Annotated in this window: 24 protein-coding genes and 1 tRNA gene; 12 read left to right on the top strand and 13 right to left on the bottom strand. The window is 59.8% G+C overall.

Annotated elements, in window-relative coordinates:
- Positions 1-38 precede the first annotated feature (38 nt).
- Positions 39-1,208, top strand: a complete 1,170-nt coding sequence (locus HGT1_RS10750; protein ID WP_176249943.1) for an FAD-dependent monooxygenase — start codon at positions 39-41, stop codon at positions 1,206-1,208.
- Between the two features lie 3 nt (positions 1,209-1,211).
- On the opposite strand, the gene HGT1_RS10745 is transcribed toward HGT1_RS10750, so the two are convergent.
- Together HGT1_RS10745 and rocF are read right to left on the bottom strand one after the other, a co-directional pair.
- A complete protein-coding gene (locus tag HGT1_RS10745; RefSeq protein ID WP_176249942.1) occupies positions 1,212-2,261 on the bottom strand; it encodes an ornithine cyclodeaminase in 1,050 nt (349 codons plus the stop codon).
- Between the two features lie 21 nt (positions 2,262-2,282).
- Positions 2,283-3,203, bottom strand: a complete 921-nt coding sequence (rocF, locus tag HGT1_RS10740) for an arginase (RefSeq protein WP_176249941.1) — start codon at positions 3,201-3,203, stop codon at positions 2,283-2,285.
- A 111-nt stretch (positions 3,204-3,314) separates the two neighbouring features.
- Between rocF and HGT1_RS10735 the strand changes: the two genes are divergently transcribed.
- Positions 3,315-3,758: an Lrp/AsnC family transcriptional regulator gene (locus tag HGT1_RS10735; RefSeq protein ID WP_176249940.1), complete on the top strand. Its 444-nt coding sequence runs from the start codon at positions 3,315-3,317 to the stop codon at positions 3,756-3,758.
- On the opposite strand, the gene HGT1_RS10730 is transcribed toward HGT1_RS10735, so the two are convergent.
- Complete coding sequence (locus HGT1_RS10730; protein ID WP_176249939.1) at positions 3,755-4,222, bottom strand: disulfide bond formation protein B; 468 nt, start codon at positions 4,220-4,222, stop codon at positions 3,755-3,757. The genes HGT1_RS10735 and HGT1_RS10730 overlap by 4 nt on opposite strands.
- Positions 4,222-4,800: a YqaA family protein gene (locus HGT1_RS10725; protein WP_176249938.1), complete on the bottom strand. Its 579-nt coding sequence runs from the start codon at positions 4,798-4,800 to the stop codon at positions 4,222-4,224. Before HGT1_RS10725 ends, HGT1_RS10730 begins: the two co-directional genes overlap by 1 nt.
- Before the next feature lie 122 nt (positions 4,801-4,922).
- On the opposite strand from HGT1_RS10725, the gene HGT1_RS10720 reads away from it, so the two are divergent.
- The 3 genes from HGT1_RS10720 (at position 4,923) to HGT1_RS10710 (ending at position 6,145) form a co-directional block, all read left to right on the top strand.
- A tRNA-Leu gene (locus HGT1_RS10720) sits at positions 4,923-5,006 on the top strand.
- 23 nt (positions 5,007-5,029) lie between these two features.
- Positions 5,030-5,371: a hypothetical protein gene (locus tag HGT1_RS10715; RefSeq protein WP_176249937.1), complete on the top strand. Its 342-nt coding sequence runs from the start codon at positions 5,030-5,032 to the stop codon at positions 5,369-5,371.
- Positions 5,372-5,527: 156 nt separating this feature from the next.
- On the top strand, positions 5,528-6,145 hold the full coding sequence (locus HGT1_RS10710; protein WP_176249936.1) for a Hint domain-containing protein: 618 nt from the start codon (positions 5,528-5,530) through the stop codon (positions 6,143-6,145).
- 33 nt (positions 6,146-6,178) lie between these two features.
- Here the strand turns inward: HGT1_RS10710 and HGT1_RS10705 are convergent, their stop codons facing one another.
- Complete coding sequence (locus tag HGT1_RS10705; protein ID WP_176249935.1) at positions 6,179-6,793, bottom strand: NTP transferase domain-containing protein; 615 nt, start codon at positions 6,791-6,793, stop codon at positions 6,179-6,181.
- Between the two features lie 20 nt (positions 6,794-6,813).
- Entirely contained in the window at positions 6,814-9,240 is a 2,427-nt protein-coding gene (locus HGT1_RS10700) for an FAD-dependent oxidoreductase (RefSeq protein WP_176249934.1), read from the bottom strand.
- A gap of 160 nt (positions 9,241-9,400) precedes the next feature.
- On the opposite strand from HGT1_RS10700, the gene HGT1_RS10695 reads away from it, so the two are divergent.
- Both HGT1_RS10695 and HGT1_RS10690 read left to right on the top strand, forming a co-directional pair.
- Positions 9,401-10,729: a DUF2254 domain-containing protein gene (locus HGT1_RS10695; protein WP_176249933.1), complete on the top strand. Its 1,329-nt coding sequence runs from the start codon at positions 9,401-9,403 to the stop codon at positions 10,727-10,729.
- A gap of 130 nt (positions 10,730-10,859) precedes the next feature.
- Positions 10,860-13,280, top strand: a complete 2,421-nt coding sequence (locus HGT1_RS10690; RefSeq protein ID WP_176249932.1) for an FAD-dependent oxidoreductase — start codon at positions 10,860-10,862, stop codon at positions 13,278-13,280.
- Positions 13,281-13,363: 83 nt separating this feature from the next.
- Here HGT1_RS10690 and HGT1_RS10685 read toward each other — a convergent pair whose 3' ends face one another.
- On the bottom strand, positions 13,364-14,671 hold the full coding sequence (locus tag HGT1_RS10685) for an HlyC/CorC family transporter (RefSeq protein ID WP_176249931.1): 1,308 nt from the start codon (positions 14,669-14,671) through the stop codon (positions 13,364-13,366).
- A 63-nt stretch (positions 14,672-14,734) separates the two neighbouring features.
- Here HGT1_RS10685 and HGT1_RS10680 point away from each other — a divergent pair, with 63 nt between their 5' ends.
- Entirely contained in the window at positions 14,735-15,562 is an 828-nt protein-coding gene (locus HGT1_RS10680; RefSeq protein ID WP_217902983.1) for a metallophosphoesterase, read from the top strand.
- Here HGT1_RS10680 and HGT1_RS10675 read toward each other — a convergent pair.
- The 3 genes from HGT1_RS10675 to HGT1_RS10665 are packed head-to-tail and all read right to left on the bottom strand — an operon-like array spanning position 15,499 to position 18,187.
- Complete coding sequence (locus HGT1_RS10675; protein ID WP_176249929.1) at positions 15,499-16,473, bottom strand: site-specific tyrosine recombinase XerD; 975 nt, start codon at positions 16,471-16,473, stop codon at positions 15,499-15,501. The two genes, HGT1_RS10680 and HGT1_RS10675, sit on opposite strands and share 64 nt — an antisense overlap.
- Positions 16,473-18,032, bottom strand: a complete 1,560-nt coding sequence (locus HGT1_RS10670; RefSeq protein ID WP_255200169.1) for a hypothetical protein — start codon at positions 18,030-18,032, stop codon at positions 16,473-16,475. The genes HGT1_RS10675 and HGT1_RS10670 overlap by 1 nt, the downstream gene beginning before the upstream one ends.
- 5 nt (positions 18,033-18,037) lie before the next feature.
- Positions 18,038-18,187 (bottom strand): hypothetical protein, encoded by a 150-nt coding sequence (locus HGT1_RS10665; RefSeq protein ID WP_176249928.1) that lies wholly within the window; start codon positions 18,185-18,187, stop codon positions 18,038-18,040.
- A gap of 79 nt (positions 18,188-18,266) precedes the next feature.
- On the opposite strand from HGT1_RS10665, the gene HGT1_RS10660 reads away from it, so the two are divergent.
- A complete protein-coding gene (locus HGT1_RS10660; RefSeq protein ID WP_176249927.1) occupies positions 18,267-18,863 on the top strand; it encodes a shikimate kinase in 597 nt (198 codons plus the stop codon).
- Positions 18,856-19,968: a 3-dehydroquinate synthase gene (aroB, locus tag HGT1_RS10655; RefSeq protein ID WP_176249926.1), complete on the top strand. Its 1,113-nt coding sequence runs from the start codon at positions 18,856-18,858 to the stop codon at positions 19,966-19,968. The genes HGT1_RS10660 and aroB overlap by 8 nt, the downstream gene beginning before the upstream one ends.
- A gap of 168 nt (positions 19,969-20,136) precedes the next feature.
- Here the strand turns inward: aroB and HGT1_RS10650 are convergent, their stop codons facing one another.
- On the bottom strand, positions 20,137-20,667 hold the full coding sequence (locus HGT1_RS10650) for a single-stranded DNA-binding protein (protein ID WP_176249925.1): 531 nt from the start codon (positions 20,665-20,667) through the stop codon (positions 20,137-20,139).
- Positions 20,668-20,891: 224 nt separating this feature from the next.
- Here HGT1_RS10650 and HGT1_RS10645 point away from each other — a divergent pair, with 224 nt between their 5' ends.
- Complete coding sequence (locus HGT1_RS10645) at positions 20,892-21,458, top strand: lytic transglycosylase domain-containing protein (protein ID WP_176250217.1); 567 nt, start codon at positions 20,892-20,894, stop codon at positions 21,456-21,458.
- Positions 21,459-21,616: 158 nt separating this feature from the next.
- The gene (locus tag HGT1_RS10640; RefSeq protein WP_176249924.1) at positions 21,617-22,126 is read left to right on the top strand and encodes a hypothetical protein; all 510 of its coding nucleotides are present in this window, start codon (positions 21,617-21,619) and stop codon (positions 22,124-22,126) included.
- Between the two features lie 98 nt (positions 22,127-22,224).
- Here HGT1_RS10640 and HGT1_RS10635 read toward each other — a convergent pair whose 3' ends face one another.
- Both HGT1_RS10635 and HGT1_RS10630 read right to left on the bottom strand, forming a co-directional pair.
- A complete protein-coding gene (locus tag HGT1_RS10635) occupies positions 22,225-24,315 on the bottom strand; it encodes an ABC transporter ATP-binding protein (RefSeq protein ID WP_176249923.1) in 2,091 nt (696 codons plus the stop codon).
- Positions 24,316-24,412: 97 nt separating this feature from the next.
- Positions 24,413-25,879, bottom strand: a complete 1,467-nt coding sequence (locus tag HGT1_RS10630) for an ABC transporter permease (protein WP_176249922.1) — start codon at positions 25,877-25,879, stop codon at positions 24,413-24,415.
- Between the last annotated feature and the right edge of the window lie 7 nt (positions 25,880-25,886).

Raw genomic sequence — 25,886 nt, 5'->3', positions numbered from 1 at the left:
AGGGTGCAAGCCGTGGCGCTTTTTTCATGGGGGGCAATATGGCCATCAGTAATGCAATCGTGATTGGCGGCGGGATTGGCGGGCTGGCATCTGCTGCGTGCCTGTCGCGCCGTGGTATGGCCGTGACCTTGCTAGAACAGGCCCCCAAGATCACCGAAGTCGGCGCGGGTTTGCAGATCAGCCCCAATGGTATGGCCGTGTTGCGTGCGATGGGGCTGGAAACGCAGTTGGAAAACCGCGGGGCCGTACGGGGCGAAGCCGTCGTCTTGCAAGACTACAGGGACGGAAAACAGGTGGCGCGGCTGGACCTGATGCGCGGGCAGGCGGCCCATCCCTATATGTTCATGCACCGGGCCGATCTGATTGATCTGCTGTGGGGGGCGGCCAAACGGGGCAATGTGTCGGTTGAATTGGGGATCGCGTCCGACCATTGCGTTCCCGGGCCCTTGCCGCAGGTCAGGTTGGCCGATGCCAGCACAAGGCGTGCCAAGCTGGTCGTTGACGCAAGCGGCATCCATTCAAAAACGCGGGGCATGTTGAATGCCACAAACGAGCCGCGATTTAGCGGGCAGGTGGCGTGGCGTGCATTGGTGCCGAACCGGTTCAGTCACCCCAACGAGGCGCATGTCACAATGGGCCCCGGTCGCCATCTGGTCAGCTATCCCCTGCGCGGCGGCAAACTGGTGAACCTCGTCGCTGTCGAAGAGCGCAACAGCTGGGCCCCCGAAGGCTGGGCCATCGCGGATGATCCGGCAAATCTGCGCAAGGCATTCGACGGCTTTGGCGGCCGTGCGGGCGAAATGATCGCCGCCGTTGAACGCTGCACGTTATGGGGGCTGCACCTGCATCCTGTCGCCGAGACGTGGCAAAGCGACGGTGTTGCGCTGGTGGGCGATGCCGCGCATCCAACGCTGCCGTTTCTGGCCCAAGGGGCCAATATGGCGCTGGAGGACGCGTGGGTGCTGGCCGATTGCGTGTTGAATGCCCCCGAAGAACAGGCCCTGAACCGGTATCAGGCCTTGCGCAAACCACGCGCAAAAAGGGTGATCAAGGCGGCAGCGGGCAACGCGGCCCGCTACCATATGGCACCCGGTCTGAACAGGTTCGCGGCCCATACCGGCCTGCGTCTGGCCAGCAAAATCGCCCCCGGTGCCATGATCGGTTCCTTTAACTGGCTGTATCATCACGACGTGACCGCGAAAGCCTAGACCCTAGCCCGCGCGTTGCAGCATCCCGAACAGGTCGCGTGGATCTTCGGGATCGGCCAGCAGGTCAAGCGGGTCAAACAGCCCCGTGCTGGCTATCTGGTCGCGCACATAGCGCAGCGCCGAGAAATCCTCGATCGCGAAACCGACGCTGTCAAACAGGGTGATCTGCTTGTCATCCGTGCGGCCCTTGGCCTGTCCGGTCAACACCTGCCAGATTTCAGTCACCGGATGATCGGCGTCAAGCTGCTGGATTTCGCCCTCGATACGGGTTTGTTCGGGGTATTCCACAAAGATGCCCGCACGGTGCAAAATCGCCGGGGCCAGTTCGGTCTTGCCGGGGCAATCGCCGCCAATCGCATTGATGTGGATGCCAGCACCGACCATGTTATCAGTCAGGATCGTCGCATATTGCTTGTCTGCGGTGCAGGTGGTGACAATCTGCGCGCCCAATATGGCGTCTTCGGCGGTGTCACAGGCCACGACCTTGATCCCGTGGCCCGCCAGATTTGTCGCACATTTCGCGGTGGCGGCTGGGTCGATATCAAAGAGGCGCACTTCGTCGATGCCGACAATCGCCTTCATCGCCAGTGTCTGGAACTCCGATTGCGCCCCGTTGCCGATCATCGCCATCACATGCGCACCCTTGGGGGCCAGCAACCGCGCAACCACAGCCGAGGTCGCAGCCGTACGCAGCGCCGTCAGCATCGTCATCTCGGACAGCAACACCGGATAGCCATTGGCGACATTGGCCAGCAACCCGAAAGCCGTCACCGTCTGCAACCCGTCTGCCGTGTTGGACGGATGCCCGTTGACGTATTTGAACCCGTAGACATCCCCGTCCGAGGTCGGCATCAATTCGATCACACCCTGTTCGGAATGGCTGGCAACACGCGGGGTTTTGTCAAACAGCTCCCACCGTTTGAAATCGGCCTCGATATAGTCACCAAGCCCCACCAACATGGGTTCAACACCGACGTGGTGGATCAGCTTCATCATGTTGTGAACGGAAACAAACGGCACAAGCGCCTTGGCAGAGGGGTTGAGATTGGTCATGGCTGGCATCCTTTCACGGGATCAATAGGCGCGGGTGGGGCGGTCAAAGACGCGGCGGCCAAAGGCAGAGGCGGCCAGATCAACCATCAAACGCGCAGTGCGGCCGCGTTCATCCAGAAACGGGTTCAGCTCCACCAGATCCAGTGATGTCATCAAGCCGCTGTCGTGGAGGATTTCCATCACCAGATGGCCTTCGCGCACGGTGGCACCGCCCGGAACCGTGGTGCCGACAGCAGGCGCAACGGAAGGGTCAAGGAAATCAACATCCAGCGACACATGCAGCATCCCGTTGGCCGCCGCGACCTTGGCAAGGAAGGCATTCAACGGCGTGGCAATGCCGGTTTCGTCAATCTCGCGCATGTCGACCCGCTGGATGGTGGTTTCCTGCAAGGCAGCGCGTTCAGCCGCATCGACAGAGCGCAAGCCGATGATGGCAATATTGTCGTGGGGCAGCGGATAGGGCAGATCGGGGAAGGCATCAAAACCCTCGCGCCCCGTCACGTACCCCAAGGGCGTGCCGTGCAAATTGCCGCTGTCGGTGCTTTCGGGGGTGTGAAAATCGCTATGGGCATCCAGCCACAACACAAACAAGGGACGACCCTGCGCCTGCGCAAACCGCATTGCGCCCAAGACGGTGCCGGACGCCAGCGCATGATCGCCGCCCATAAAGATCGGGGTGCCTTCGCCTAGTGCTGCCTCGGCCGCGTCAGCCAGGCTTTGGGTCCAGGCGATCGTTTCCTCAAGCGCGTGCAATTTGGGGTGCTGGCCGGGCGTATAGGGGGCGGGCGGGACATTGCCGCGGTCTGTGACCGTGTGACCCAGATCGGCCAGCGCCGTTGCAAGCCCTGCGGTGCGATAGGCGTCAGGCCCCATCAGGCAGCCCAAACGGCGCTTGCCGCTGTCCATCGGTGCGCCCAGAAGAATGCAGTTTTGCTGTGTCATGGAAAAGACCCCTTTGATTGCGTTTCAACAGACATATCTGGCTGGTCTGGATCGTCACAATGTAATAAAGTGACCAAACCGGAGATATTTTGACCAGATTGGATGGATCAAATGAACAAATCGGACGAAGCACTGGTCTCGGCCCTGCGCGAGGACGCGCGCGCGTCGCTGTCGGATCTGGCGGCACGGCTGGGCATTTCGCGCACAACATTGCGTGCCCGGCTTGAGCGGCTGCAAGCAAGCGGTGAAATATTGGGGTTTACGGTGGTGACGCGCTCGGATGTTCTGGCCGATCCGGTGCGCGGGTTGATGATGATCGAAATCGAAGGGCGCGGCACTGACCGGATCACCCGCACGCTGATGGGCATGACGCAGTTGCGGGCGGTGCATTCGACCAATGGCCGCTGGGATGTGATCGTCGAAATCGGCACCAAAACCCTCGAGGAATTTGACGAGGTTCTGGCCCGTATTCGCAAGCTTGACGGTGTTGTGGCCAGTGAAACCAGCCTGTTGTTGAAAACCCGTAAAACCGGGCAGGGCGCGCAGGCGGGTTAGGTGCGCGCCCGCGCCGCAGCCACCCAGAACGCCAACAAGACAGCGCAGATCACGGCGTTCCAGCCCGCCATCGACAGGCCGAACAGCTGCCACACGATCTCGTCGCACATGACCAAGCCAGAAGGCGCGGTCGTCGACAGAAGATCGCTGCCGCTTAGCGCGCCCAAATCCATGCCGCCGCCTGTGCAGCTTGACGGGCCGGGCCACCATTTCCATTCAACACCAGCATGATAAACGCCGATTGCGCCTGTAACCGTAACGGCCAGCGCGCCCAGCCAGATCAAGGCCCGCGGCGCACCGAACAGCACGATCACACCGATCACAATTGCCGCCGCGTGGGGCCATCTTTGCCACAGGCACAATTTGCACGGGGCCATCCCGCCCAGATGCTGAAACCCGAAGGCCCCCAACAGCAGCGCCGCTGAACCAAGGGTTGCCAATAGAACCAAAGTCTTGCGCGTCATCACAGATACCTCACCGCAAAAAAGCCGCCAAAAAGAAGCACAACGGCAATTGTAAACATGAGCGGCAGCCGCCGCTCGATAAAGTCGCGCACCGGCGCGCCGAATTTCCACAACAGCGCCGCGACGATAAAGAACCGCAAGGCGCGTGCAAGGATCGAGGTGACGATAAACGTGCCAAGCGGCATGGCCGTCCAGCCCGACATGATCGTGATCACCTTGTAAGGAAACGGCGTGACGCCAGCGGTCAACACGGCCCAGAACCCCATGTCATTGAAACGCGAAGAGAATTCGGCCATCGCATCGGCCTTGCCCAAGCTCGCCAGAATAGGGGCCCCGATCGTATCAAAGGCAAATGCCCCGATGGCATAGCCCAGCATCCCCCCCAGCACCGACGCGACCAGTGCCACGCCCGCGATCAGCCAGGCCCGGTTAGGCCGCGCCAAAATCATCGGAATCATCATGATATCGGGTGGAATCGGAAAGACCGAGCTTTCGATGAACGCGATGAATGCCAGCGCCCACAGTGCTTTCGGGTGGTTGGCAAGGCTTAACACCCAGTCATACAGACCTCGGATCATGCGTGGTTCTCCGCTAAAATGACAATGTTTCAAGGCAACACCATGCCTATCGCATGGGGTCAAGAAAAACCCGCAAATTTACCCTTGCCGACCTGTGCGTTGCGCGGTATCAGCCCCCCAGTGCCCGAGTGGCGGAATGGTAGACGCAGGGGATTCAAAATCCCCCGCCGCGAGGCGTGCCGGTTCGAGTCCGGCCTTGGGTACCAATAACCTTTGCAGGTTATTCCGCATGAAGACTGCGACTGTGTTGCAGGGATTTATGAATTGGACTCGAGTCAGCCATCATTCGATTGTTATCGAATATGGCGGCTCCCTCCCAAATCCTGAAAAAATGCTTAAAATCCGATGGGATTGGTTCCTGTTGCCGTTTCTTTCCCTGCGCGAATTTTGCCGGGGTCAGGCTTTTTTCTATGCCGATGCCGGTTTTCGACATTGGAAACAATGCGCTGACCTGCTGGGTGATTTGGGGCGGAATTTGGGGAATATTGCCGATTTCCTTGGGAGGGCCGATGCAAAATGCGCATCAATTTGGAAACAATGGCCGAAAATCCCCGCAACGTTGATCTTCTGAAAATGCCGATATAACCCCACAAGCCCCTTAATATGTTAATTTTGTTTCTTGTTTGATCTTTCTGGGCCGAACCGGGGCAGCTATGCTGGGCTGCATAAAACTTGCCCGCGCTTTTACGGTTTTTTCACGACAAGCTATTTACGATGACCAAGGATAATGACGTTGCCAACGCCCGATACTGAAATAACGCCTTGCTTTACCACAGGGACACGCATTGCCACGCCAAAAGGCGAACGCAAGGTCGAGGATTTGCAGGTCGGGGATGTTGTGGTGACGCGCGACAATGGGCTTCAGGAAATCCGCTGGACCGGGCGGCGCGCCATGACGTCAGGTGATCTTTCCCGCGCCGCGCATCTGAAACCGGTTCTGATCCGGCAGGGGGCTTTGGGCAGCAATCTGCCGGAGCGTGACATGATGCTAAGCCCGAACCACCGTGTTCTGGTAGCGAATGATAAAACCGCCTTGTATTTCGAGGAACGCGAAGTGCTGGTTGCGGCCAAGCATCTGACGGGTGTCCAAGGGGTCGATGTCGTCGCCAGCACCGGCACGACCTATTATCACTTTATGTGCGATCACCACGAGGTCGTGCTGTCAAACGGTGTCTGGACCGAAAGCTTTCAACCCACCCAGCAAAGCCTTGCGGGGATCGGCAACGCACAGCGCACTGAAATTCAAGAGATTTTTCCAGAACTGGCCACGCAGGAGGGCACGAACGCCTATCTATCTGCCCGCCGCACCCTCAAGAAAGCCGACGTCATCCTGTTCGACCGTTAACTGGCCCTCATGCACGCGATGTGCCCGCTGCGGCTAACGGTCGGGGTTTTCGGCGCGCCATTTATCCCAGGCCTCGGGGGTGTCCAGATCACGGCGGGCCTGTTGTCCTGAAAGCGGAATTAGGACTGAATGGTCCTTTGCGGCGGCGACGATCTCGCGACCGCCATTGTCGCCGGTCACTTTCGCGAATTCCGCAAAATGCACAGCCGCAAAGATAATGGGGTGCCCCGGTTGACCCTGCGAAGTCGCCCCGCGCCAGATCGAGTTAGTTGATTTTAAATCAACGGCTTGCAGGCACTTCTTCAAGTCGACGATGGTCAAATCCGGCAGATCGGCAAGCAACAGCTTCGCGGCTGGCGTGTTTGGCGGCAGCGCAGCAAATCCGCGCCTTAGGGATGCAGCCATGCCTTCATCGGCATCGGGAACGGGGACCCGGGTGATCTCAAGATCCGCGATCACGTCATAGCGCGGGTGCGGTTTGACCGGTAAGGTCACAATCACTGGCCCTGAGTGCGCAGCCAAAGCCATCATCGCCTGACGCCGCAACAAGGGCATCCCGTCCACCTGCTCAAGCAGTTTGTCACGGCCTTTCATGCGCGATGACTGGCCAGCGGCTAGCAGGATAATCGGGAGGACGGGTTTGCTCATCCGTTATGACTAGCGCGATTTCAACACGGGGTTAAGGGTGCGCCGCGCATTCTTGCGCCATCGGCATCAAACAAGGGGGTCGTGATCAGACGGGCAGGGCACATCTTGCCCAAAATCTCGATCTCTACCCGCAAACCGTCGCGCCTGCTGCCCGTAGGGACAAACCCCAAGGCGATGGATTTGCCCGCGAAATGCGAATAGCCGCCCGAGGTGCAGAACCCCACCACCTGACCGTCATGCCAGATCGGTTCGTAGCCATGCACATCGGCGTCGATACTATCCACCTCGAATGCACAAAGCGTGCGATCCGGGCCAGCGCGCCGATCAGCCTCGGCTGCGGTTCTGCCAATGAAATCAACGTTCTTCTTGAAGCTGATGAACCGGTCCAGCCCGGTTTCGGCGGCGGTGTAATCAGGCGAAAATTCCGACATCCAACTGCCAAAAAATTTATCGAGCCGCAGCGACATCATCGCGCGCATTCCAAAAGGCACCATGTCAAAGGCTTTGCCTGCTTCCCAAAGCGTGGTCCAAAGGCTGCGTTGATCCATCGGGTCGCAATAAATCTCGAACCCCAGATCGCCGGTATAGCTGACCCGCTGCACCAGACAATTCACCATGCCGACGGTCATTTTGCGCACATCCATGAACCGCAGGGTGGTGACGTCATCGCGGGTGCAGGTGGCCAGAACGGCTGCGGCATTCGGCCCTGCAATCTGGAACCCCGTACGTTTGTCGGAAATATTCTCGACCCGCACATCACCTTGTAAATGCCGGGTAAACCAGCGCATGTGATAGGCCTGCGCGCCGTAAGATGCGGTCAGCTGGAAGGTTTGCGCATCCAGACAGGACATGGTGAAATCACCGATCAGCTTGCCTTTTTCCGACAGCATCGGCGTCAGTGACATACGCCCTTGGGCAGGCACGCGCCCCGCCATGATCCTGTCCAGCCATGCGCGGGCGTCCGCCCCCGTGACCAGATAGTTTCCGAAATTCTGCACCTCGTTGATGCCAACACCGCCTCGCACCCCCGCAACCTCGCGCGCCACAGCGCTGAACGCGTCAGAGCGGCGGAAGGACGGTGTCTCGAAGGTCGGCTCATCCCCCGTGGCGAAATAGTTGGGCACCTCGAGCCCGTATTGCTGGCCCCAGACCGCGCCCAGACGGCTGAAAATATCATACATCGGCGTGGTGCGATGGGGCCGGGCGGCGGGCAGTTCCTCGTTCGGATAGGAGACCGAGAACCGCTTTTGATAATTTTCGATCACTTTGGGCAAGGTATAGCCGGGGCTGATCCAGTCACCAAAGCGCGCCACATCCATCGCCATCACATCGCGCTCCGGTTCACCTTCGACCATCCATTGCGCCAGCGTCAGCCCGACACCGCCCCCCTGAGAGAAGCCGGCCATCACGCCGCAAGCCGACCAATAATTGCGCAGGCCGGGCACGGGCCCCACCAGCGGATTGCCGTCGGGCGCAAATGTAAACGGGCCGTGGATGACGGATTTGACACCGGCAGTGGCCAGCACGGGAAAGCGTTTATAAGCGAAATCAATGCTTTGTTCGATCTTGTCAAAGTCATCGGGCAGCAGTTCATGGCCAAACCCCCATGGCGTGCCATCCACCGCCCAAGGCCGCGCGGATTGTTCGTAAAACCCGATGCACAGCCCGCGCCCTTCTTGGCGCAGATAGCTTTCTCCGGCGGGGTCCATCACATGCGGATGCTCGGCCTCGCGTTCATAGATTTCGGGGATGTCGTCGGTGACGATATACTGGTGTTCCATCGGGTGCAGGGGAAAGTACACACCCGCCATCGCGCCCACTTCACGTGCCCACAACCCGCCTGCGTTGATCAGATGTTCAGTGTGGATCGTGCCCTTGTCTGTCACCACATCCCACGTGCCATCTGGGCGTTGGTTGGTTTCGCGCACCATGCAATGGGTCTCAATGGTGGCACCGCCCATACGTGCCGCCTTCGCATAGGCGTGGGTCGTGCCCGACGGGTCAAGATGCCCGTCGAGCGGATCATAAAGCCCGCCGATAATGCCCTCGAGGTTGGTAATCGGGGCGATCCTGGCGATTTCTTCCGGTCCGACGATCTCGGTATCGAGCCCCATAAAGCGGTGCTTGGCCCGTTCCGCCAGCATCATGTCAAAACGTTCCGGCGTATCGGCAAGGGTCACGCCGCCCACGTGATGCAAGCCGCAGGACATGCCGGTGATTTCCTCAAGCTCTTTGTAAAGACGGATGGTATAGCCCTGCAACGCGGCCATATTCGTATCGCCATTCAACGTGTGAAACCCGCCAGCGGCGTGCCATGTGCTGCCCGAGGTCAGTTCCGACCGCTCCACCAGCATCACGTCTTTCCAACCCAGTTTGGTCAGATGATACAAAACCGACGCGCCAACGACGCCGCCCCCAATCACGAGCGCACGGGTGGTGGTTTTCATCTTGGGTCTCCCTTTGGGGCGGTTTCAGGGGATCGTTGCAAGGTGACAGACATGTGGCATGTTGCGCAGCGACATTTCATGTCGGGTTTGGCTCATCCCTTTTGGCCAGCTTGGCAAAGCGCCGCTGGACAAGAGATGCCACCACATTAGATTGCACGCTATGATAAAAGACCTTCTCAACCCGTCGACCCTGATCCGCAAAGCCCGCTATTACAGCCGCCAGCTTTCGGTGCGGGTGGCGATTATGGGCCTGCTTGCCATCGGTGCTGTGGCGCTGAGTTCGCTTATCGAAAGCTGGATACCTGAAAAGCTAGGCACGACGCTGACCGGCGCGGCAGCAGACCGGCTGTTGTCGATCATCGCGAACGCCATGTTGGCTGTCACCACATTCTCGCTCAGCGTGATGGTGTCGGTCTATCGCAGTTCATCGACCCAATGGACCCCGCGTGTGCACCGGTTGATCATTCAGGATCTGACTACACAAAACACATTGGCGGTATTTATCGGGGCTTATGTGTACGCGCTGATCGCGATCATCATGCGGGAATTGGGCGTGTTCGACGACAAACGCGCCTTTGTCCTGTTTATCACCACCGTGTTGGTGCTGGTTCTGATCGTCTTCTACCTGATCCGCTGGGTGCTGCATTTGCAAAGCTTTGGCAGCTTGATCGACACCTCCCGTCAGGTCGAGCGCGAAACCTGCCGCACATTCCGCGACCGTCTGGCCAACCCCTGCCTTGGGGCCAATCCGCTGGTTGATGCGGTGCCCGAGGGTGCCGAGGTGATCAGGGCAAATGAAAGCGGCTACATCCAGCACATTTATCCTGAGGGGCTGGACAGTGTCGCCAAGAACCACGGCGTCCATATCTATCTGGTGCGCAATATCGGTGGTTTCGTGTTCGTCAACGAACCTTTGGTGCAAGTTCACCGTGTGGGGGAGCCGATTGACGACGATCATACCGATGAAACCCTGCACGACGGCATTCAACGCAGCATTATTGTCGGCGATGTCCGCACCTTTGACCAAGACCCGCGTTTCGGGTTGATCGTCATGGGCGAGGTCGCGTCCAAGGCGCTGTCGCCCGGCGTGAATGATCCTGGCACGGCGATTGACGTGATCCACCGTATCGGGCGCATTCTGACCGATTACGACGACGAAGTCGCGCGCGACCGCGACGAGATACTGGAGAACATATTTGTCAGACCGCTTGATCCGGAGGATTTGATCCAGGATGCCTTTGGGGCCTTGGCGCGGGACGGCAAAACGGTGGTCGAGGTGCAGCAATGTTTGCAATCCACCTTGGGCGGGCTGATGCGCCACCCCGATGACGGTTTGTGCAAGGCTGCGCGCGGTGCTGCTGAGCGGCATTTGTTGCGCGCCCTGTCAGGGATCGATTTCGCCCCCGATCGCGACCAATTGCTGAAAAGCGCAGCTAAAGAAGTGCGTGACAGTGTGACCGCCAAACTCGATGCGGGCCAAGCCACCTAAGCCCTTCTACATGCCCCATATTTTGCGGAGCTTGTCTTGATGGCGACGGGATTTGTCGGTTTTAAGCAACCGCAATGGTTCCCGGGCCGCCAAACTCGGGCGATTGTCACAGGGAACTGGAACCCAAAATATGCGCACCCATGCTCAAGCCGTCGTTATCGGGGGTGGCGTTATCGGCTGCTCTATCCTGTATCACCTGACCAAATTGGGGTGGACGGATGTCGTTTTGCTGGAACGGTCCGAGCTGACGTCGGGCAGCACATGGCACGCAGCGGCGAATATTCACGGGTTGCATGACAACAACAACATCACCCGCATCCAGAACTACACGATGGACCTGTACAATGCGCTCGAGGCCGAAACCGGCCAGTCGTGCGGCGTGTTCCAGCCCGGCAGCCTGTATCTGGCGCAGACCGAGGCGCGTGAACACCAGTTGCGGCTGCAAGCGGCCAAGGCGAAATACTATGGGCTGAATTTCCACGAAGTCACCCGCGACGAGGCCGAACGCCTGCATCCGCTGGTCAATTATGACGGCATCCGCTGCATCATGTTCGAACCCTCGGGCGGCAATGTGGACCCGTCGGGCGTGACCAATGCCTATGCCACAGGTGCGCGGCAGAACGGGGCCGAAATCATCCGGTTTTGCCCCGTCACGGGGACCGAACAGCAACCCGACGGCAGCTGGATCGTGCGCACCGAAAAGGGGGATATCGCAACGCAATGGATTGTGAACGCCGCAGGTCTATGGGGCCGCGAGGTCGCGGCAATGGCGGGGTTGACCCTGCCGCTGCAACCGACCGAACACCAGTATTTCGTCACCGAAACCATCCCCGAAATCGCAGGGCTTGACCGCCGTCTGCCATCGGTCGCAGACCGTGACGGCGAATATTACCTGCGTCAGGAAGGCAAGGGTCTGCTGGTCGGTGCCTATGAAAAAGACCTGCGGTTCTGGGCCGAGGACGGCACGCCGCTTGGCTTTGGCCATGAACTGTTTGCCGATGATCTGGAACGGATCGAACCCAACATGATGCGCGCCATTGACCGGGTGCCCGCCGTGGGGACCGCCGGGATCAAACGGGTGATCAACGGGCCGATGATCTGGTCGCCCGATGCCAATGTGCTGTTTGGCCCCGTGCCTGAACTGCGCAACTATTTCTGTTGTAACGGGATTATTCCGGGGTTCTCGCAGTCAGGCGGCATGGGGCTGCTGGCGGCGGATTGGATCGTCACGGGCGAATCCCGCTATGACATGTTCGCCTGGGATGTGGCGCGGTTTGGCGACTGGGCCGATGCTGCGTTCACCAAGGCGCGGGTGGGGGACCAATACGCCAACCGTTTCAAGATCCATTTCCCCAACGAGGAACGCGCCGCAGGCCGCCCCGTCCGCACGCGCCCCGTCTATGAGACCCAGAAACAGATGGGGGCCGTGTTCGGGCTGAATTATGGCTGGGAACACCCCTTGTGGTTTGCCGACACCCCCGGCACCGCAGATACCGACGGGTTTACGCGGCAAAACTGGTGGGCGCCTGTGGGCGATGAATGCCGGATGCTGCGCGACAAGGCGGGGATCATCGACATCTCTAACTTTGCCAAATACCGCTGTACGGGGCCGGATGCGGAAAGCTGGCTCAACAGCGTTTTCGCCAACACCATGCCCAAGGCTGTGGGGCGGTCCTGTCTGACCCCGCTGATCGGGGTGCGCGGCGGGATTGCGGGCGATTTCACCGTGACGCGATTGGGAGACGAGGAGTTCTGGATCATCGGGTCGGGCATGGCCGAACGCTATCACCAGCGGTTCTTTAACGCGGTGCCTTTGCCCGAAGGGACCGTGTTCGAGAGCCAGACCGTTGCGATGTGCGGCTTTAACGTCGCGGGGCCAAAATCACGCGAGATGCTGCAACGGCTGACGAACACATCGCTGGACGGGGCCGATTTCCCCTTCATGCGGTCAAAATGGCTGGAGATAGCGGGCATCCGCGTGCTGGCCTTGCGCGTGTCATTCACCGGCGATCTGGGCTGGGAACTGCATTGTGATGCAGCCGATCAACCCGCACTTTACGGGGCTCTGATAAAGGCAGGCCGCGATGTGGGCGCTGGCCCTGTCGGATCGCGTGCGTTGATGTCGCTGCGGATCGAAAAGGGCTATGGGTCATGGGGCCGCGAATACAGCCCCGAATACTGGCCACAAGAAGTGGGGCTGGACCGTTTGTGCAAGCTGGACAAAGAGTTTTTGAACAAACCGGCCCTGCTGGAGGTGCTGCAGAAGCCCGCCCGTGAACAGCTGGTCGTTCTGGCGCTGGATGCCGATGCGACTGATGCGTCAAACGCGGACGCGACGGGCGGGGAGCCGATATTCAAGGATGGCGTGGGGGTTGGGCGTGTGACCTCAGGGGGCTATGGCTATTCGGTCGGGCTGTCGCTGGCGCTTGGGTTTGTGAAAAACGTGAAGCCGGGCGACAGGGTCGAGGTGATGGTGCTGGGGGTGCCCCATGGCGCGGTCGTGCTGGAACAGGCCCCGTTTGACCCAGATGGGGCCCGGTTGCGCGGTTAGCACTGGTTCTCGGGGGCCATTTCTTTTGAAGATTGGGGGCCAGCCCCCAAGACCCCCGGGATATTTTCACGCCAGAGAAGGGGCTAGAGGGGGCGGATTTTGAATTGGGTGATCCGGTTGCCATCGCGGGCCGTGACCTCGAAGCGGAAGCCGTGGAACACAAAGACCTGACCGGGGGTCGGGATCATTTGCGCCTCGTGGATCACCAGTCCTGCGACTGTGTTGGCTTCGTCATCGGGGAGGTTCCAGTCGGTGGCGCGGTTGATGTCGCGGATGGTCATGGCACCATCGACGAAATACTGGCCGTCTTCGGCTTTGGTCACGCCCATGTCTGCCTCTGCGTCGAATTCATCGGTGATCTCGCCGACGATTTCTTCGAGGATGTCTTCGAGGGTGATCAGGCCTTGCAGGGAGCCGTATTCATCCACGACGAGGGCAAAATGGGTGCGGCGGCGCAGGAACTGGCGCATCTGTTCGTCAAGGGTTGAGGTTTCGGGTACGAAATAGGGTTTCATCGCCACATCGGTGATGTTGAAATCCTTGAAGGGTTCGGCACCGGCCGGCGCTTCGGTGATCCGTTTGTACATGGCGCGCAAAAGGTCTTTGGCGTGGATCACGCCGACGATATTTTCGGGATCATCGCGGTAGACGGGCAGGCGGGTGTGGCTGGACTCAAGGCATTGTTCGAGGATCTTGGCCGGGTCCAGCCGGGCGTCTATCATCTCGATCCCCGAGCGGTGCAGCATGACCTCTTCGACCACGCGTTCGCGCAGGTCCAGCGCCCCCAGAATCCGGTCGCGGTCCTCTTTTTCGACGACCCCTTCGGAATGGCCCAGTTGCAGCGCGCCGGCGATTTCTTCTCGAACCGCCAGAATGTTGCTGTCAGGGTCGATCGTTACGCCAAACAGGCGCAATATCCCGCGCACCAGAAACCGGACCGCGCTGACCATGGGGCTGAAGATCAAGACAACAATCGAAATCGGGCGCGACACCAGACCGGCTGCGGCTTCGGCATTTGTGATCGCATAGGTTTTTGGCAGCACTTCGGAGAAGATGAGGACCAGCAGGGTCATGACCAATGTTGCCATGGCCACACCGGATTCGCCAAACAACCGCGTGAAAAGCGCGGTGGCGAGGGAGGCTGCAAGAATATTCACGAGATTGTTGCCCAACAGGACGGAGCCGATCAGCCGTTCGTTGTCTTCGGTGATCGCCAATGCCCGTTCGGCCCCCTTGGACCCCTTGTCAGCCTGGGCGCGCAGCTTGCCGCGCGACGCCGCCGTCAGGGCCGTTTCAGAGCCGGAGAAGAACCCCGACAGCACCAGAAGAAACAAAATAATGCCGACGCTGATCCAGAACTCTCCGTCAAGCATTGCGGGGACCGTGTCCATTTGAGAATATACCTTTTGCGATTGTGGTTACGTTATGGGCGCGTGGGCGGTTTCATTCAAGGGATGAGCATTGTGAAGCATCAAGATTTGGGCAGGGTCGAGGGCCCGGTGTTGCTGTTTGGTGGCCCATATTCGAATTTGCAGGCGCTTCATGCCCTGATGGACGCGGCCCGGCAGCGTGCGATCCCGGCGGAACGGATGATTTGTACCGGCGATGTGGTGGCCTATTGCGGCGATCCGTCAGCGACCACGGATGCCCTGCGCGCGGCGGGTATCCCGCTGGTGGCAGGCAATTGCGAAAAGCAGCTGGCGGCCGGGGCACCGGATTGCGGCTGCGGGTTTGACGCAGGCACGACCTGCGATCTGCTGTCGGAAGGGTGGTACGGGGTCGCAAATAGCCAGATCGGGCCGGACCAACGCGACTGGATGGCGGCGGCGGCGGATATCATCAGTTTCTCCCATGCGGGCCAACGCTTTGCCGTGATCCATGGCGGGATGACCGATATTGCGCGGTTTATCTGGCCCTGTTCGGATCGGAAGGTTTTCGAGGAAGAATGGGCCGCTGTGGAGGCTGCGATTGGCCCCGTGGACGCGATTGTCGCGGGCCATAGCGGGATACCGTTCACCAAGGACTGCGCAAAGGGGCGCTGGATCAATGCGGGCGTGATCGGCATGCCGCCCCATGATGGCGGGCAGGACACCCGCTTTGCGGTTCTGGACCAAGGGCAGGTGACGTTTCACAAGCTGGGCTATGATGTCGAGGCGGCGGTGGCGGCGATGGAACGCGCCGGACTTACCCAAGGCTACCACAGCGCCTTGCGCAGCGGCTACTGGCCGTCCGAAGACGTGCTGCCGCCGGAACTGCGCCGTGCCGCCTTGGCCAGCGGGTGATTTTCCAAAACCAGCTCTGACAGGCGCGCCTCGAGGACATGGGTGTAGATTTCGGTGGTTGCCACATCGGCATGGCCCAGCATTGTCTGGATCGACCGCAAATCGGCACCATTGGCCAGCAGATGCGTGGCAAAGGCGTGGCGCAAGGTGTGCGGGGTCACTTTGGCCGGATCAACGCCGCCTGCAACCGCGAATTCCTTGATCATCAGATAGAACCGGTGCCGCGTCAGATATCCCGCAACCCCACGGGACGGGAACAAGAACCGCGAGGCGGGCTGTCGCTTTGCCTGCGCAGCGGCGTCGATCTTGTCACGCTCGACCAGCCAGTCGGCCAGCGCTTGGCGGGCAGGGGGCGACAGCGGCACCAGCCGTTCCTTGCCGCCCTTGCCCATGATTAGCAACAGCCGCGGATCGCCACGGGTGGCACTGACCGGCAGGCTGACCAGTTCGCTGACCCGCATGCCTGTCGCGTATAACAGCTCCATCAGGCAGGTGTTGCGCAGCTGGTCCTGCAAGCTGCGGCCCGAATTGCGTGCGGCATCCAGCAGGCGGTCCACCTCGTCTTCCGACAACACCTTGGGCAGACGCTTTTCCTGACCGGGGCCGGTGATCTGGATCGCGGGGTTATCGTCGCGCAACCCTTCCTCAAAGGCGAAACGGTAAAGCTGTTTGACAGCCGACAGCCTGCGTGCGCGGGTGGATTTGGCAAGGCCCTGCGCGTCACACCACACCAGATAGCTTTCGACGTCGTTGCGGGTGGCGGTGGTGAAATCAAGGGTTCTGCGGGCCAGATAGCTGTCAAAATCCTTGAGATCGCGGCCATAGGCCAAAAGCGTGTTCGTCGCGGCACCCAGCTCTGCGGCCTGCGCCTCCAGAAAGGTGGATATCCAGTGAAAGGTGTCGCTGTGCATCAGCCGCGCTCCAGCAGCAGCACTTGCAGGGCGGCGCGGCGGGCGAAGTCTTCCAACCCCAAAGCGCGCAGCGTGGACAAGGCGTCGCGCAACGCGGCGGTGTCGCCATTTGCACCGTCTTCCAGCAGCGCGATCGTTGCCAGAATAGACATGCCAAGTTTGCCGTTCTGCGCATCGCTGACCAGATTGCTGCGGGGCGACGGGGTGGTAAAGGCGCTGGCAATGGCGTCGGCCTGATTCATGTCGGGAACGCGGCCAGGGGCGGTGCCTGTGGCAATGGCGCTCATGAATGCGATCTCTGCCGTTGGGGGAACCGTGGTACCAGAGGCAACCGTTTCATAAAACGGCGACAACAGCGTGATCCGGTTGCGCAAGGCCGCGGCACTGCCCTCGAGCGGGATTGCCTGCAAGCCTTCGGCAAAGAGCGTGGCAAAGCTGACTTCAAGCTCTGCCTCTTGCATGGCCTGCCACGCGGGGCGCAATGTTTTGGCAACCGCGTCCGCGCTGCGGGTGCGCAGGGCGGTGTCAAACCGTTGCAGCGCCTCGACCCGGTCCCATATCCCGCCCGAAGCCGCAGGCGCCCGGTCCGAATAGATGCCCAACAGCCGGTTGTCGGGCAAGGCACCAAGACGGGTCAACCGTTCAGCGGCCTCAAGCTGGGCCTTCCAACCGGCCACATCGCGCAGATCGACCACGGCAAAGGCTGGCGGCAAGGACCGTGTCTGGGGCCGCTCGCCAATCGCCTCGAACAGGCGAAAGCCCATCGGGTCCATTGTGCGCGGCACCGTCAGGTTCGGCTCGCCTTCGAACAGGTCGGGGTTCAGGAACCGGTCCAGCAGGGCCAGCCGTTCGGGCGGCAGCAATTCCAGAGCCTGCGCCGATCCAAAGGTCAGCGCGGCAGTGTCCCAGTTGCCTGCACGCGCCGCACACAGGATACGGACGTTGTAATCACGGGTCAGGTACGGCTTTTGCATCAGTAGCGTACAGGCGCGGTCTTCGGTGCCGACCAGCAAGCTGACCTGCATCCACAGCGCGAAATGATCGGCCGATGTGGCGACACCGGCCTGTTCAATCAACGAGAGCGCAGGATCGACGGCACCGTTGTCGATCAAGGCGCTGACACGGGCAAGGGCCAGCGCATCACCCTCGGCGGCGCGGCCTTCGGGGGCTGTTGCCTCGGCCAGTAAAAGCCTGAAAAACAGGGCGCGTGCGGCGGGCAGATGCAAGTCGGGCAGGTTGGCCAAGCGGCTGGTGATGTCGCTGACGCTGCTGCCCGCCCATAGATCCTGCGGCAAACCGGTGACATGCGCAGGGACCAGACCGATCGCGCGCGGGCTGCCTTCGCCAAGGGCGGTGACGGTCACCAACGGGGGCAGTGCCGTCTTGGCCACTGGGGCCTCCTCGGGTTTGGTGGGGCGCTTGGGGCGGACGGGCATCGCCTTTGGTTGCTGGCCAAGCCAGTCGATCACCGACAGGGGGGCCGTTTCAGCGGCAGGGGCCTGCGCCATGGTCAGGGCCGGCCAGCACATCAGACAAAGCGCGGAAATCTGCCTGAACATCGGCGTCACTTGGCTGGCAATTGCACGGGCTCGCGCACCTCGATCTGATCCGGCGCGAAATTTGCGCCAAAAAACGGGCCAAGATACGCATAGGCGACAAGCCCCATGAATCCGAAGACCAAAAGGAAAATCAAAAACTTGATTAGCTTGCCCATAAATACTGCCTGCTTTCTTTCGAACATTTTGAATATCTATATATGGCCTTTTCAGTAAGATCACGTCATTCAAAGACAAATGAACGAATTTGAGCAAACCCCAGCCGATACGGCCCAAAAACGACCTGCATACCGGCTGAAAAAGTCGGTTGTTCTGGTGGGCATGATGGGTGCGGGCAAAACCGCCGTTGGGCGGGCGCTGTCGGTCAAATTGGGCGTTCCGTTTCTGGACAGCGATCACGAGATCGAAACCGCCGCCAACCTGACCGTCCCCGAAATCTTTGAACGCGACGGAGAGCCGTTTTTTCGCAAGCGCGAGACCGAGGTGATTGCCCGTCTGCTGGACGAAGAACCCGGTATCCTGTCAACGGGCGGCGGCGCGTTCTTGTCGGAGATCAACCGCGATAACATCTCGACCAAGGGGGTTTCGGTCTGGCTGGATGCGGATATCGACGTGATCTGGAACCGCGTCAGATACAAAAACACGCGCCCCTTGCTGCGCACCAGCAACCCGCGCCAGACCTTGGAACAGCTGTTCAAGGCACGGGTGCCGATCTATAAACTTGCCAATCTTTCAACGACTTCCGGTGCAAACCTGTCGATTGAGAAAATGGCCAACCGCGTGATCGACACCTTGCTGTCACGCCCCGATGTACTCGAGAAAATAGATGCGTGAAATCGTCCATGTGGGCCTGCCGGGCCGAGAATATGACATCCATATCGGGCCGGGTCTGCTGGCCGAAGCGGGCAAATATATCGCCCCCTTCCTGCCGCGCCCGCGGGTGGTGGTGATCAGCGACGAAACGGTTGCCGCCCTGCATCTGGACAGCCTGCGCGCCGGGTTGGCGGCGGATGGGATCACGATGGAATCCCTGAGCCTGCCCCCCGGAGAGGCAACAAAATGCTGGGCGCAATTGACCCGCTGCGTAGATTGGATGCTGGATCAAAAGGTCGAACGCAAAGACGTTGTTATCGCTTTGGGTGGCGGGGTGATTGGCGATCTTGTGGGCTTTGCATCCGCGATCTTGCGTCGGGGTGTGCGATTTGTGCAAATCCCGACATCGCTGCTGGCGCAGGTGGACAGTTCGGTGGGCGGCAAGACCGGAATCAACGTGTCGCAGGGCAAAAACCTTGTGGGGGCCTTTCATCAACCCGCGCTGGTGTTGGCCGATACGGCCGTTCTTGGCACGCTCAAGCCGCGCGATTTCCTTGCCGGTTATGGCGAGGTGGTGAAATACGGGCTGTTGGGCGATGCGGCGTTCTTTGACTGGCTGGAAACCCAAGGGCCGGCGCTGGCCGCAGGGAATATGGCCGCGCGGGTCGAGGCGGTGCGCTGGTCTGTGCAAATGAAAGCTGACATCGTGATGCGCGACGAGACAGAGCAGGGGGAACGTGCCTTGCTGAACCTTGGCCATACGTTCTGTCATGCGCTTGAATCTGCCACACAGTATTCCGACCGGCTTTTGCACGGCGAAGGTGTTGCGATCGGCTGTGCGCTGGCGTTCGAACTGTCGTCGCGTCTTGGGCTGTGTTCCCAGGAAGACCCCAGCCGCGTGCGCGCGCATTTGAAAGCGATGGGGATGAAGACCGATCTGCGCGATATCGAAGGCGATTTGCCCGATGCCGATGCGCTGCTTGATCTGATGGGGCAGGATAAAAAGGTCGTGCAGGGCGAGCTTCGCTTTATCCTCGCGCGCGGGATTGGCAGTTCATTCGTGACCGGTGATGTGCCCCGCGAAACCGTGCGGCGTGTGCTGGCGGATGCGCTAGCCGACCGCTGACTGCGGGCGGGGCGTTTCGGGATGCCCCCTTAAATTTGGGATACCCCAATAAATAATGCCGCCAGATGAACCGGCGGCATTAAATCTATCGCTAATTTCTGGCGTATCACACCAACCATCACGCTGCGCTGCGTCTGACCGTGTCAGACCCAGCACAGCTGCGCCCGATTAAAACGGGATTTCATCATCCAGATCGCGCGAGGACCGGCCACCGCCGCCGCCACCGCCACTGCTGGAACCGCCACCGCTGCTGGAGGGGCCGGAATCGTAGCCGCCGCCATAACCGCCCGGATCGGATGGGCCGCTGTCATAGCCGCCACCGCCACCACCACCGGAACCGCCACCGGACGGGCCGTCCAGCATGGTCAATGTGCCGCCAAAGCCCTGCAGCACGACTTCGGTGCTATAGCGGTCGGCACCGGATTGGTCCTGCCACTTGCGGGTCTGCAACTGCCCTTCGATATATACCTTGGAGCCCTTTTTCAGGTACTGCTCGGCGATGCGCACAAGCCCTTCCTGAAAGATGGCCACGGTGTGCCATTCGGTCTTTTCGCGGCGTTCACCTGTGTTGCGGTCTTTCCAGGTTTCAGAGGTCGCGATGCGCAGGTTGCACACTTTGCCGCCATTCTGGAAGGAACGCACCTCGGGATCGCGCCCCAGGTTGCCAATAAGGATCACTTTATTCACTGAGCCGGCCATGATGCCCCCTGTCTGCTATGAGGTTGGAAGGGTGCTGCGAATCCCGCAGGCCCTTGCGTTGGACGACGTTATACCAGTGCCGCCTCCAAGAAACAGGGCAAAGGATCGCTTATTGCGCGATCACACCCCCGCAAGTGGCGATAAAAGGGTGGCGCAATTGGGCCATCTTGCTATGTTTTGCGAAATCAGGCTGCTTTGGGGGCTTCGTGAAAAAATTCATCATCATGACATTGTGCTGCGTAGGGTTGGTTTCCAGCCCCGTCGCCGCCGAAGTTTTCTCGTCCAAGAGCCGCTCCAAGCTGTTTGCCTCGCAGAAAAAACTGCTCGATACCCGCGCGTCCAAACAATATGCGGCGTCGGTTCGGTTGCAACCTACCCGCGTTGTCACCCCGACCAAATGGGACGTGCCGAAATACAAGGGCAAGTATAAGGGCCAGTACCACAGCATGGCCCGCGAAGCCGCCCGCCGCCACGCCATCCCCGAAGATTTGTTCTTGCGTCTTGTCCAACAGGAAAGCGGCTGGAACCCGTCCGCGAAATCCCACAAAGGGGCCTTGGGACTGGCGCAGTTAATGCCGGAAACCGCGCGGGTGTTGCGCGTTGATCCGTCTGACCCGTACCAAAACCTTGATGGCGGCGCGCGCTATCTCAAGCTTCAGTTTCGCGCATTTGGCAATTGGAAGCTGGCCCTTGCCGCCTATAACGCAGGCCCAGGTGCCGTGAAGAAATACGGCGGCATCCCCCCGTTCAAGGAAACCAAGAATTACGTCAAGGTTATCGCCGGGCTGTAAGACATTGATTTAAAGACAACTCTTGATGCGCCCCGCGCCCTTCGCAATAATAGGCTGCGCAAGGACGGAACCAAACACCCTTATCCAATGTTGATACTGCAGAACGCAATCCGGGCAGCAACGCCCCTGCGTGCAAGCAAGACGATAAGGACTATGAAATGTTTAACTCAGTAAAAAGTATTGTTCTGGCAACTTCGGTCAGCCTTGCAGCCATGTCGGCAGCCGCCTTCGCCAATGAAGAGATTATTTTCTCCGAAGTCACCGTCGAAGCGGGCCTTGAGGCCGCCGAAGACACAAACGCCCTTGAGGTTTTCCCCGAGATCGCAACCGATCTGCAGCAAGCCATCTCGACCCGTGTGAAATTTGGCTCCGATGCCAGCCTGCCAACGATCAAGGTAGATTTGCGGAGCGTTTCCTTGAACGGTAACCCGATGTTGACCTCAATCGAAGGTTTCAACGAAATCGCCGGCGTTGTGGTGATTTCGGACGATAACAACAGCATCGGTTCGCAAAGCTTTCCGGTGAATGTTGCGGCCTATCCGGCTGAACAGGTCATTCCCGAAGGCTTCATTGGTGTGCAACCTTCCGAGGAAGATTTCTATAACGCGATGATTCTTGGTTTTGCCGACGTGATCGTGCGCCAGCTGGATACAGTTTACAAAAAGTAACCAGCCCTTCAAAGGCAACCAAATTAAAACAACAGGGGCGGTCGGTGCAGATGCATCGGCCGCCCCTGGCTTATTCTGCGGCCTTTAGTCTGGGGCCTTCACTCTGCGGCGACGTTAATCTCGATCACCGGCTCCATTTCCGCCAGTTGCGCGTCGGTCAGATGGCATTTCACCTGATGCCCCTCCGCAACGCTGCGCAATGTCGGCACCACCGTTTCACACAGATCGCCCGAAACCTGTGATTTCCACCGGCAGCGCGTCTGGAACGGACAGCCCGGCGGCGGGTTCATGGCAGAGGGCACATCCCCCTCAAGCACGATATGTTTCTTTTTCACCCGCGTGTCGGCAATCGGAACGGCAGACAAAAGCGCCTCCGTATAGGGGTGGTAGGGCGGCGAAAACACCTGATCCGTGGTGCCCAGTTCCACCACATGGCCCAGATACATCACCATCACCCGATCCGACAGATAGCGCACGATGCTCAGATCATGGCTGATGAACAGCAAGGTGGTTTTCTGTTCGCGCTGGATTTCCATCAGCAGATCGGTCACCGCCGCCTGCACCGATACATCAAGGGCCGACACAGGTTCATCGGCCACCACAATCCGCGCATCCCCGGCAAAGGCGCGGGCAATGCCCACACGCTGCTTTTGCCCACCCGACAACTGGCGCGGCATACGGCCCGCAAACTCGCGCGGCAGTTTCACCAGATCAAGCAGCTCTAACATGCGCTGGCGACGTTCCTTTTCGTTCTTGCCGATCCGGAAAATCTCGAGCGCGCGGATGATCTGGCGCCCGACGGTCATCGACGGGTTCAACGTGTCGAACGGGTTTTGGAACACCATCTGGATGTCTGCCACGTTTTGCGTGGTCCGCTCCTCGATCGGGACGCCGCCAATGTCGATATCATCCAGCAACACCTGACCCGATGTTGCGGTTTCCAAGCCCATCAACACCTTGGCAAAGGTGGATTTGCCACATCCGGATTCACCCACAATCGCCAAAGTCTCGGATTCGCGCGCCTCAAAGCTTAATTCTTCATTGGCTTTCACGACCTTCCTGGCCGATCCGCCAAACATCGAATTTGCCGCCACCTCATAGTATTTCTTCAGCTTGTCCATCTTCAGGACAACCCTGCCAATCTCGCCCTTGGTCTTGACCTCGGCCAGCTCCAGCGGCGCTTTCCAGTCGATTTCCTGATATCTCAAACAGCGCGTGGCATGGCGCTCGTTGCCGGGCACGTCCTCCATCAGGATCGGCCCCTGATCACAGCGCCCGGCCTCGAAATAATCGCAACGCGGGCCAAAGTTGCACCCCGTTGGCCGCTCGTGGGGCAGGGGGAAGTTGCCGGGGATGGCGATCAGCGGGCGCGCGTTCTTGTCGGCACCGGGCAGGGGGATCGACCGGAACAAGGCCTGCGTATAGGGGTGCTGCATCTCGTCGAACACATCCTCGATCGACCCGCGTTCAACCGCTTCGCCCGAATACATCACGCAAATCCGGTCACAGGTTTCCAACACCAGCCCAAGGTTATGCGAGATGAACAGCATCGAGGTGCCGTATTTCTTGCCCAGATCCTTGACCAGTTCGACCACCGCCGCCTCGACCGTGACATCCAGCGCCGTGGTGGGTTCATCCAGAATCAACAAGGCCGGCTCCGACATCAAGGCCATGGCGATCACGATGCGCTGCTGCTGCCCGCCGGACAATTGATGCGGATAGGCCTTCAATATCCGCTCGGGGTCGGGCAGCTTCACATCCGTCACCACCTGCAAGGCGCGGGCACGGGCGTCACTTTCGGACATGCCGGAATGGATCATCGGCACTTCCATCAACTGCCGCCCGATCCGCATCGCAGGGTTCAGCGACGCCATCGGCTCTTGATAGATCATCGCGATCTGGCTGCCGCGAATATCGCGCAGCTCCTCATCGCTCATCTCGGCCAGATCGCGCCCCTTGAACTTGATCGACCCGCCGACAACCCGGCCGTTCACGCCCAGATCCTGCATAATCCCAAGCGCCACCGTTGATTTGCCACACCCGGATTCGCCCACCAAACCCACCGCTTCGCCGGGTTTCACCGAGACCGAAAAATCCATCACCGCAGGAATTTCGCGCAGCCGCGTGAAAAACGAAATCGACAGTTTGTCGATCTCCAGAATAGGGCCGTCATACTCAAGCTTCGCCATGGTCCGTCTCCCTTGACCGGCTGGTCGCAAACCCTGCTTCCAAATGGTCCAAAATCCCGGGGGTCTCCGGGGGCTGGCCCCCGGTCCCGTCCTCATATCAATCGCGCAAACTTTCCTCGCGCAAACCATCCGCCAACAGGTTCAACCCCAAAACAAGGCTCAGCAGTGCCACCGCCGGCGCAATCGCGGCATGGGGATAGAGCGCCAGCAAACGCCGGCCCGCGTTGATCGTGGTGCCCCAATCCGGGCTTTCCGATTCCAACCCCAGCCCAAAGAACCCCAAGGTCCCCAAAAGGATCGTGGTATAGCCGATGCGCAAACAGAAATCGACGATCAGCGGCCCGCGCGCATTGGGCAGGATTTCCCAAAGCATGATGTACCACGGGCCTTCGCCACGGGTCTGGGCGGCGGCCACGTAGTCGCGGGTTTTGATGTCCAGCGCGAGGCCGCGCACAATTCTGAAGACTGTGGGCGCGTTCACGAAAACCACCGACACGAACACCACCAGCACACCGGGATCAATGTCGAACAGATCCATAAACGCGGGCAGGCCGGGCAGGCGGTAGGTGGGCGCATCCACAATCGCCCCGTCGGTCGACACCAGCGACAGATACAGCCATCCCGCAATGCCCAGCACCACAATCAGCAAGGGCGTGCGCAAGGACGGTTGCGTGTAAAAGCGCGAATTCAGCAGCACGGCCAGAAACACCAGCGGAAAGATGAACAAAACCAGCGCCATGTAATTCGGGATACCGGTCAGCACGATCTCGGGCGTGACCAGCAGATAGAACAGCAAGATCACCGGAAAGGCGAGGATCAGGTTCGCCAGAAAGCTCAGGAACACATCCAGTTTGCCGCCGTAATACCCCGCAGGCAGGCCCAGCGTGATCCCGACCATAAAGGCAAACAAAGTGGCCATCGGCGCGATCTGCACCACGACCCACGACCCTTTGATCAACCGGCTGAACACGTCACGGGCAAGGTTGTCACCGCCCAGCAGAAACCATTGATAATCCTCCGGTTCTGCCCGCGCCAAAGGCGTGCCGGGCAGTTTGTTCTTCATCCCCGACACCTGGCTCAGGCTGTCATGGGTGATCAGCATGTCAAAGACGCCCCCGAAAACTCCTGCAAATACCCAGAACATCACCAGACCGAAACCGATCATCCCCACGGTGCTGTCGAAAAGCTTGCCGTACAGCCCCAGCCTGCGCTTGAAGGTGAACGACAGGGCAAACAGCACCACAAGCGCGATCCAGACCGGCAATAATTGCTGTGCCAATCCGCCAAATATTCCCGCTGCGGGTCCGATTATGACCCCTGCCAACAGGTAGACCAGTAAAATGCCGATTGCGGCCAGAAACCCGTAGCCGCCAAGACGGCCCAACAGCCCCGATACCCCCTGGCTTGCGGCGGTAACCCCGCCGGACCCGACGGTGCGTATTTGGGCATCGGGAATGAGTGACATCAGGATTTGCAGCGCATAGGCGACCACCATAACCCCGACGGCCAATCCCAGCACCGGGTTCAGCCATCCCATCGAGCCTGTCCATGTCAAAGTTTCCATGTCCTTG

The organism is Sulfitobacter sp. HGT1 (assembly GCF_013282155.1).
Classification (GTDB): Bacteria; Pseudomonadota; Alphaproteobacteria; order Rhodobacterales; family Rhodobacteraceae; genus Sulfitobacter.
The sequence above is the reverse complement of the archived record's forward strand: the minus strand, read 5'-3'. Positions and strand labels throughout refer to the sequence as shown.